The organism is Tenacibaculum sp. L6, from assembly GCF_028823685.1.
Classification (GTDB): Bacteria; Bacteroidota; Bacteroidia; order Flavobacteriales; family Flavobacteriaceae; genus Polaribacter.
Map to the genome: position 1 here is coordinate 1 of NZ_JAPEHZ010000113.1, position 3,148 is coordinate 3,148.

The 3,148-nt window shown below is 33.8% G+C and carries 3 protein-coding genes; 2 read left to right on the top strand and 1 reads right to left on the bottom strand.

All coding sequences use genetic code 11. The features are described from left to right. Positions 1 to 659: restriction endonuclease subunit S (locus OU788_RS12025; protein ID WP_274635389.1), on the top strand; the 659-nt coding region annotated here is incomplete at its 5' end. Positions 660 to 1,212: 553 nt separating this feature from the next. Continuing rightward, positions 1,213 to 1,557 carry a hypothetical protein gene (locus OU788_RS12030; RefSeq protein ID WP_274635390.1) on the top strand — a complete coding sequence of 115 codons (345 nt, stop codon included), beginning with the start codon at positions 1,213 to 1,215 and terminating at the stop codon, positions 1,555 to 1,557. A 103-nt stretch (positions 1,558 to 1,660) separates the two neighbouring features. On the opposite strand, the gene OU788_RS12035 is transcribed toward OU788_RS12030, so the two are convergent. Next, on the bottom strand, positions 1,661 to 3,148 hold a 1,488-nt coding region (locus OU788_RS12035), incomplete at its 5' end, for an ArdC family protein (RefSeq protein ID WP_274635391.1).

Genomic DNA, 3,148 nt, shown 5'->3' on the forward strand with positions numbered 1-3,148 from the left:
ATTTTATGGATTGTTTCGTGTCAGAAATAAAAAAAGAGCAGATTTTAAAGTTAGAAAAACATCTTGTTGAAAATGGCTTATGCGATTATCAACTGACTGTACAAGATAAAAAAGCTTTAGAAAATTATACAAATGTCAATTGGAGCATTTTTAACCTTGAAAATCTATTTGGAAAATCAACTCGTGGCAGACGATTAAAAAGTGCTAACCGAGTTACAGGAACTTTGCCTTTTATCACGGCAGGAGAAACTGACGAAGGCGTTTCCGCATTTATTGGAAATGACGTTAAAATCTTTTCAGCAAATACGACCACTATTGATATGTTTGGTTCAGCCAAATATAGAAACTTCAAATATGGTGGTGACGACCATATTGCAGTCGTTCATACTGAAAAACTGCCAAAATACGCATCTGTTTTTGTGACTTCTGCAATCCACAAATCATCATACAACGGACAATTTAATTATGGTAGAAATTTCTACGCAAAAGACGCTGATGCATTAGATATTTCGCTTCCAGTAAAAGACGGAAAACCCGACTATGAAATAATGGAAACTGTAATTTCTGCCATTCATAAATTAGTGATTAAAGATGTGGTTTTGTATGTAGAGAGAAAGAAAAAGGAATTAAACAAACTGACTGAAAATGCCAACGCTTAAAGTCATACACATTTGCAATTCGCACCAGCCAAGACACAAGCCAAAAATTGCAAAAGAGTATATCTTTGCCAACGCTGAATGACAATCTGAACAGAAAAAAGCCAGTAGATAACAAAGATGTATATAAACAATAACAGATTTAGTTCAAAATTAAGACTAAATGAATATTAATAAAAGTTAATTCCTAAAACCCATATTCTTATACTAAAACCGCTGTAAATAAACTAAAAATGAAACACACCTTTTTAATTCTACTCATATCCTCATTAATAATTAGTTGTAGATATGATACAAATAAAAAAGAGCAACAAGAAACAAAAACTAAGTCCAGTAAAACTCCTTCTAAAACTTCGATAAAAAATGGTGATACCATTATAGTAAAAAAAAAATCAATAAGACAGACTATGACCATTATATAAAATCGTTTTCTTATTTATGGGTTACCTCAAAAGATACTCTTGACTTTAAAATTAATATTAAGGAATGGGATATAGACAGTACCAAGTCTCATATTGGCATAAATATAAGACATTTAACTATGCATTCAGAAAAAATGTTTTTTTCCACAGCTGTAAAACATCTTAAAAAGTGTATCCCTATTATTAAAGAAAATTTCGCATTAAAAAACATAGGGTCTATACAATTTGAAGGTACTTATGCTTACAAAGATTTTACAACTTATTTACCTAAAGAATATGAAAATAAATATGGTAATGAAAAAATAACCGATTTAGAATTGGATAATTTTCTTAAACAATCTAGAATGGATATTGAATTGAAAAAGTTATTACTTTCTTTAAAAAAAGACACTTATAGGTATGGTATAGAAAAATTTGAAGTTCGTAACGCAAATATTTCTGGAATATGTATTTTAGTTAGAATTACAAATGATGAGTAAAAAAATTATTACCAACAATCGCTATAAGCAACTCTTTAAGTATTTCAATATCACAAAAAATCACGTCCGCAAAACGATTGTAAATCATCTTGCGGGATATATCCTAAAATTCCACTTCTTTCGGCATCACATTTTCTGTAACCACTTCTTCAGAGATAATCGGGTCGAGTTTCCCTGAATAGATATTGTATTTCAACTGGTCGAGAGGTTTATCTTGGTAACGGTTTTTATCCGTGTAAATAAAGTTAGTTTTGTAATGATTTGTTTTCTCGGTAAAGAAAACACAATCCCCATCAAAGCCACTTTTTGAGCCTCCTCTCATCTTCCCATCTGCGGTTTGTTGGAAGATGATAAAAAACAATTTCCCGTCATACTTCTTTCGTAGGTCTTTGTCGATTTCAAACTTGCTATCCAGTTCCTTTAACTTGGCAAAACTATCAATCACAATCACATCGTTTTCTCTAATCAGCTTGTCTAATTGGTCTAAGTTTTCAATATCAGGATTGGACAAATTACGTTCTGCTACTTCGTTAAAATACATATCTGCTTTGTCCCAATACAACGCACTTTCAGGGTGTTCTTCCATAGAGGCATGACCGACCTTGTATTTTTGAGCTAATACATTGATAAACTTAAACGCAAAGTGTGTTTTACTTGAACCTCGTTTCCCTGCTAGAGTAATCACTAAACTTTCTTTGCTCTTTATCTCTAGCTTCCCTAAAAAGCTTGCTAGTACAGCATCCTCAATTTGGTAATACTCAAAGGTTCTATGTCGTAGTTGCTTTCGTTTGTAGGCTACCGAGTTTGTGTTGAGATTCCCTGGTATATTATTCTTTGGTCGTGACTCTGATACTTTATTTTTAGGTTTATTTAAAGCGGGTGTTTTCCTTGGTTTTGGGCTTGCTTTTTGACTGGTTTTTACCAGTGCTTTGTAAAACTTAGGCTCTTTGTTAGTGTCTATTTGTAAGAGGTAATCCACTGCTTTTTGTGCCTCACTAGCTGCACGCATTAAAAGCTTTGTATCTTCTTGCATAAATTGTAACGCCAATTGCCAGTTTTTTAGGTAGTCCGCATGGTTTGCTTGTGTCTTCCATAAAATCCCTGCTTGTGCGGATAAAAACACCGCTCCAAACTCTGCTATGAGTTCTTCCTTGGCATACACCACATCGCCAAAACGTTTTCCAAAAGGACGGTTCAATCGGCTTGGGTGTCCTGTACTGTGTATCATTTCATGGAATAACGTACTGTAATAGTCAATACTCTGATAAAAGGCTTCGTACTTAGGCATTTTTACCTTGTCTTGAGTGGGGTTGTAACTCGCTCCTTTAAATCCGTGTACTATCTTCGCACTGTCTTTCGGAAAGTACTGAATGATAAGTTCTGCTATCGGGTTCTTTTCTTCCGTATTGTGAGGGGCACTTGGTGCAACAAAACCTAAACGTGCTTTTTCCAAAGCGGTTAATTTGTCCAATCCAAAATCAATACCCTCAATATCTGCTCCGTTGAACACCGTATAGTATTTTAAAATAGGAATGGTCTGTACTAGAAAATCAAAATGACTCGTATCATAGCCTTTCGATTGTAAAAAGTC